General features: G+C 58.8%; 7 protein-coding genes. All 7 read right to left on the reverse strand.

The features are described from left to right. Positions 1–2: 2 nt before the first annotated feature. Positions 3–629, reverse strand: coding sequence for a chemotaxis protein CheC (locus VGK23_09945; GenBank protein ID HEY3420862.1), 627 nt, complete (start codon positions 627–629; stop codon positions 3–5). Between the two features lie 12 nt (positions 630–641). Further along, a complete protein-coding gene (locus tag VGK23_09950) occupies positions 642–1,298 on the reverse strand; it encodes a chemotaxis protein CheC (protein HEY3420863.1) in 657 nt (218 codons plus the stop codon). Then, entirely contained in the window at positions 1,295–3,271 is a 1,977-nt protein-coding gene (locus VGK23_09955) for a chemotaxis protein CheA (protein HEY3420864.1), read from the reverse strand. The genes VGK23_09950 and VGK23_09955 overlap by 4 nt, the downstream gene beginning before the upstream one ends. Positions 3,272–3,282: 11 nt before the next feature. Next, on the reverse strand, positions 3,283–4,305 hold the full coding sequence (locus VGK23_09960) for a chemotaxis response regulator protein-glutamate methylesterase (protein HEY3420865.1): 1,023 nt from the start codon (positions 4,303–4,305) through the stop codon (positions 3,283–3,285). A gap of 12 nt (positions 4,306–4,317) precedes the next feature. Beyond that, positions 4,318–4,686, reverse strand: coding sequence for a response regulator (locus tag VGK23_09965; protein HEY3420866.1), 369 nt, complete (start codon positions 4,684–4,686; stop codon positions 4,318–4,320). Beyond that, positions 4,683–5,207 (reverse strand): chemotaxis protein CheW, encoded by a 525-nt coding sequence (locus tag VGK23_09970; GenBank protein HEY3420867.1) that lies wholly within the window; start codon positions 5,205–5,207, stop codon positions 4,683–4,685. The genes VGK23_09965 and VGK23_09970 overlap by 4 nt, the downstream gene beginning before the upstream one ends. Before the next feature lie 9 nt (positions 5,208–5,216). Further along, positions 5,217–6,000, reverse strand: a 784-nt coding sequence (locus VGK23_09975) for a methyl-accepting chemotaxis protein (GenBank protein HEY3420868.1), incomplete at its 5' end; no start/stop codon positions are given.

The following is a 6,000-nucleotide window of genomic DNA, read 5'->3' on the forward strand; positions in this document are numbered from 1 at the left end:
GATCACGGGAGCCCGAACCTATCCATGAGGAGCCTTTCGGTCTCTCGGTCTGGAATGTAGATGAAATATCCTGGGAACCTCTGCTTGTCAGTGATGAAATGGGTCTTGATGATCACCAGGTAATCGTACTCCTCCGAAGCCATGGTGGTCGGGTACTCGAGCACCGCCCCGAGCATCCCGACGGCGAACCCTGGCGGGGATGGAAGCATCGTCACCCCCAGCAGGTTCGAGATGGCGTTCAGGTAAGCTGAACCGCATATGTTGCCTATCTCCGAGATGGCGTCATTGTCGTCCTCCGAGATCGCCCTGGCCGGGTCGTGTTCGCGCCACAGGAGCATGTCCGTCATCTTCCTGGCGATATCCTCGCTGAGTATGAGCAGCATGCTGCCCTTTCCCCTTCCATAGGCGTCCAGATAGACCGCCACCACGGTCTGTTCCGCATCCCCCAGTACATATGGCGCTTCCAGGGTCTTGCAGATGAAGCATTCCGGGACGTCCACCAGGATGTCCTGATTCAGCAGGGTGGTCAGCGCGGTGGAGGCATGCGATGCCCCGATGTTGCCAATCTCGCGCAGGGCGTCGATCTGGTCTGGCGTGTATGTCATCTCTGTGTCTGTGCCGTTTTCCATGGTCTCACCCGCTCAGGTCTTGAACTTGGCGAACATCGCCGATTGCGATTCCGTGTCGACCCCGAACTTCTTGAAGGTCAGGTCCTGTGTCTGCTCGTCCGGCAGGAACATTATCGTGCCATGGTATTTCTTGGCCCGGTCGACGTAATCCGTCATTATCCTGATCTCGTACGGTGCGTTCAGCCCGAGCACCGAGTTGGCCTTGGCGGCCGACGCTCCCACATACTGCACGTGCACCACCGGTGCGGAAGGCATCGGCGAGGTCTTGAGGAACTTCGATATCGGGTTCAGATACTCCCGGATGCAGACGTCACCCATCTCGGTCAGGACCTCCTTGTCCTCCTCGGTGATCATCCTGCCCGGGGGGTTCTGGGTCCCCATCATCAGGTCTGACATCATCGTCGCTATGCCCATCGGAAGGATCATCAGCACCCTGCTGCCCTTTCCGGTGGCCACGTCGATCTGCACCGTGGCCACGATGTCCTTCGGCTGGCCGAACCGGGCCAGGTGCTTGTCCATCGGTTCCAGGTAGCATTCGGTCACATCGATCAAGACCTCTTTCTTGACCAGGTTGGTCAGCGCCCCGCAGGCGTAGGAGGCTCCCACATTGCCGATCTCGCGCAGGGCGTCGATCTGCAGTTCGTCCAGGCTCTCGGTTCTCTTGCTCAAATGAATGCCCCCACGTCCAGTATCATGGCCACTTTTCCATCACCCAGTATTGTTGCACCGGAGAAGAAGCCCGCCGACCTCAGGTCCCGGCCCAGGTTCTTCACCACTATCTCCTGCTGCCCGATCAGTCTGGTGACCAGCAGGCAGGCGGAGTTCTCGTTCTTCTCGACGATTATCGCCGGCATGTCCTTGTGCTCCGTCACCAGGCCGCCGAACTCTGAATGGATATTGAGCACCGGCAGGACCTCGTCCCTCAGCCGGAACACTCCCTGGTGCGCCACCTCGATCACCTGGTCCATGTTCACCCGGACCGTTTCCCTGACGTTCTCCAGAGGGATGGCGTACTTCTCGTTGTTGACCTCCACCAGCATGGCCCTTATTATGGACATGCTGGGCGGCAGTTTGAGGGTGAACTTGGTCCCCTTCCCCACCGCGGTGTCCATCTTGACGAACCCGCCCAGGCCCTCGATCTTGGTCTTGACCACATCCAGGCCGACGCCCCTTCCGGAGATGTCGGAGATCTTCTCAGCGGTCGAGAAACCCGGAAGGAAGACGAAGGACAGGATCTTCTTCTCTTCCATCCGTTCGACCTCCTCCTGCGAGACCAGTCCTTTCTGCACTGCCTTCTTGGCGATCTTGGCCGGGTCCATGCCCCGACCGTCGTCCTCGACGGTAATGACGATGCTCGACTGCTCCCGGAAAGCCGACAGGACCAGGGTGCCCTTGGCCGGCTTGCCGTTGTTCTTACGTTGGTCGGCCGGCTCTATCCCGTGATCGACCGCGTTGCGCAACAGGTGCACCAGCGCATCCCCGATCTCGTCCAGCAGACTGCGGTCTATCTCGATGTCGTTCCCCTTCATGGTGAACTCGACGTCCTTCTTGCTCTCCTCGCTGACGTCCCTGACCATGCGCGGGAACCGCTTGAATATGAAATCCACCGGCACCATCCTCGTCCGGAGAACGATGTCCTGCATCTCCGTCATCAGCCGGGAGTTGTTCTGCAGCGTCTGCTTCAGCTCCCGGTGCTTCAGATCGGTGGCGATCTGATTGATGCGGATGTTGTTGATCATTATCTCGCCCACCAGGTCCAGCAGCTGGTCGAGGAGCTTGCTCTTCACCCTGATGGTGTTCCCGGTGTTGAGGGACTTCTCGGACGAGGGGCCGGCCTCGGACCGGGATGCCTCACAGGTGTCCTGGGCGGCCGCGCCGGTGATGCTCTCCTCCTCCTTGAATCCCTCCAGCATCTCCGTGTCGACCTGCTCCATCCCGATGATGTCCTTGGCCGCTTTGGAGATGGCCTCCGCATTCTCCTGGGTCGCCAGTACCAGGGTGATGCCGTCATCGTCCTCCTTGACCTCGTTCGCCAGAGGCTTTGATGTGATCAGGGTGCCCATCTGGGACAGGCGCCGGACGAGCTGGAACGCCCGCCCCTCCTTGAACTTCAGGTTCTTTTCATAGGTGACGACCACCTCAAACACCAGTTTCCCGGCGCTGATGGCCTCGTTGACCTGCTTCTTCTGTTCGGTGGAAAGGGGAAGGTCTCCGCCCTCCTCCTCCCTGGCCTCAACCGCTGCCTCATTGGACTTGGCGGCCAGGTTCTCGAACTGCTTCATCTCCGCGATGAGCCCTTCGACCTTGATGTCGGTGACCCCGTCCTTCTCCAGCTGGACGATCATCTTCTCGATGGTGTCCACGCCCCGGAAGAGAAGGTTCAGCAGTTTCTTCTCCGGTGTCTTCTTCTGCTCGACAAGGATGCCGAACAGGTCCTCCATCACATGGGCCAATTCGCTTATCGAATCGATGCCGATCACTGCCGCGGTCCCTTTTATGGTATGCACGACCCGGTAGGCCACTTTCATCGATTCCTCGCTGAAGCCCTTCTCCTCCAGCTCAAGAAGGACGTTGTTCACTCCCTGTAGGTTCTCCCGGGCCTCCTCGATGAACACGTCCAGATACTTTGATTTGTCAACCATTAGACTATCCCCTAGTCCTTCAATGCGATCATGATGTGGTCTGCGATATCTTCCAGCGGGACGACCATGTCCGCTGCTTTGGCGTCGACCACCGCCTTGGGCATGCCATAGACGACGCACGATGCCTCGTCCTGCACGATGGTCTTGCCTCCGAACTCCTTGATCCTCTTCATCCCCTCTGCCCCATCATAGCCCATGCCAGTCAGCACGACGCCCACGATCTTCTTGCCATAGATGGGGGCCGCTGTCTTCATCATCACGTCGACGGCGGGGCGGACGAAGTGTATCTTGGGGTCGTCGTTCAGGTGCACATGGTTACCGACGACCTCCATATGGTGATTGCCTGGCGCTATGAGCACGTGGCCGCGCTTCAGCTCATCCCCTTCCTCCGCCTCCTTGACATCCAGGGATGAGGACCAGTTCAACCGTTCCGCGAACGATTTTGTGAAGCCTTCTGGCATGTGCTGCACCACCAGTATTGAGGCCGGTATGTCCCCGGGAAGCCGCGACAGGACCTCCGGCAGGGCCTTGGGTCCCCCGGTCGAGGAACCTATCAGCACCAGTCGGTCGCCCTTGATCCCGCCCAGATGATGGTCCGTGATGTTGTGGGATGGGGCGTTGGCCTTCACCTTCACCTTGCTCGCTACCTTGATCTTCTCGATGATCGTCCTGGCCACTTTCTCTATGTCCAGAGACAGTGATCCAGACGTTTTCGGTATGAAATCGATGGCCCCAAGCTCGAGCGCCTTCATGGTGATGTCAGCCTGTTTCTTGTCGGCGGAGCTGATCATTATCACCGGACATGGCATGTCCCTCATGATGTGCTTCAGCGCGGTGATGCCATCCATTTCCGGCATCTCGATGTCCATGGTCACCACGTCAGGGGAAAGCTCGCGTATCTTCGTTAGGGCTTCCCTGCCGTTCCTGGCCGTACCCACGACAACGATGCCTTGGTCCTCCTGGAACAGGTCCGTGAGGATCTTGCGCATCACCAGCGAATCATCAACCACCAGCACTCGGATCGGTCCATCCATTTTGTTCACGTCTCACCCTATTGTCTTGGCCGCCGCTTCCAGCAATGCCGATTCGTCGAACGGTTTGACCACGAACTCCCGGGCCCCGTTCTCCATCGCCTGCAGGACCAGATTCTTCTGGCTCAGGCCGGTGACCATCATTATCCTGGCCTTGGAGTCGAGCGTGACTATCTTCTTCACGATCTCCACGCCCGGTTCGCCCGGCATGATGATGTCCATCGTCACCAGGTCAGGCTGGAGCTTGGAATAGAGCTCGACTGCCTCGGCACCATTCTTCGCCTGCCCGACCACGCTGAACCCGTTGCGGGACAGGATGTCGTTGATCATCTTGCGCATGACGATCGAGTCATCGCAGATCAGAACCTTCTTTGGGTCGCTCATACCGATATCTCTCCTTTCTTCTCATCCTTGATCTTGTACACGTTCTCCATCTCCTCCTTGGATAGCATGATCTTGTTCAGATCTAGCAGCATGATCAGTTTGTCCTGCAGCTTGCAGATGCCGGTGAGCAGCTCTGCGTCCATGGCAGAGGCCAGTGTCTTCGGCGGTGCCGATATGCTGTTCTTCGGAACCCGCATCACGTCCTCCACCGAGTCCACGATTATTCCGATCTGGTTGTCGCCCACCTCGGCCACGATGATGCGTGACTGGGCGGTCCTTCCGCCGACGCCGTCATCGATGTTGAACCGCTTGCGGAGGTCGATCACCGTGGTGATCTGCCCCCTCAGGTTCATGACGCCCTCGATATAGTCCGGCATCTTCGGGATCTTGGTTATGTCCTGGACCTTGCCGATCTCTCTTACCTGATTGACGCTCACCGCGAAAGTGCTCTTCCCCAACTGGAAAGACACGATCTGTTCCTCATCGCCCGTGAGCTCGACCTTCTCTCTTCTCCTGCGCATATTGACACCTCAGTTCTCTGCCTCGATCCCTCTCTTTCGGAGGGCTTCCTTGACCTTGGTCGGCATCCTCGCCTCGTCCGCTCTCTTCGCTTTCGAGGGTGCCTTCATGGCCACTGTCTTCTTCTGGACGGCCGCCGATCTCGGCGCCTCTGGCTCGGAATATGTCGAGCCGTCCTCTGTTCCGATCTTGAATTGTCCTGCGATCTTCTGGAGGTTCGTGGACATCTCCGACAGGGCCTGTGCCCTGGCGGTCATGTCCTCCATGCTGGCGGTCAGTTCTTCGGTCGAAGCGGCCGATTCCTCCGCAGATGACGCGGTCTCCTCCGCTATGCTAGCGATACCGTCGACCGACCTGGCCGCCCTCTGGGTACCTTCCTTCTGCGAATTCATAAGGTTGGAGATCTCGATGACCCCGGTTGTGGTCGTGGCGGACAGACCCTGGATGTCTCCGAAGGCCTTTCCGGTCATCTCGACGAACTGCATGCCTTCCGCGGTCTCCTTGGTGCCGCGGTGCATCGCCTCCACCGCTTTGGCGGTCTCGCCCTGGACCTCCTTGATCATCTTGGCGATGCGCTCAGCGGCCTCTCTTGAGTCTTCAGCGAGGTTCTTGACCTCCTCTGCGACGACGGCGAAACCCCTTCCTTGGTCCCCCGCCCTGGCCGCCTCGATGGCGGCGTTCAGCGCCAGCAGGTTGGTCTGATCGGATATGTTGGTGATCACGTCGACGATCTCGCCTATCTCCTCGGACCTCTTGCCGAGGGATTCGATGACCTTGGCGCTCTCTACCACCACC

Source organism: Methanomassiliicoccales archaeon (genome assembly GCA_036504055.1).
GTDB lineage: Archaea > Thermoplasmatota > Thermoplasmata > Methanomassiliicoccales > UBA472 > DASXVU01.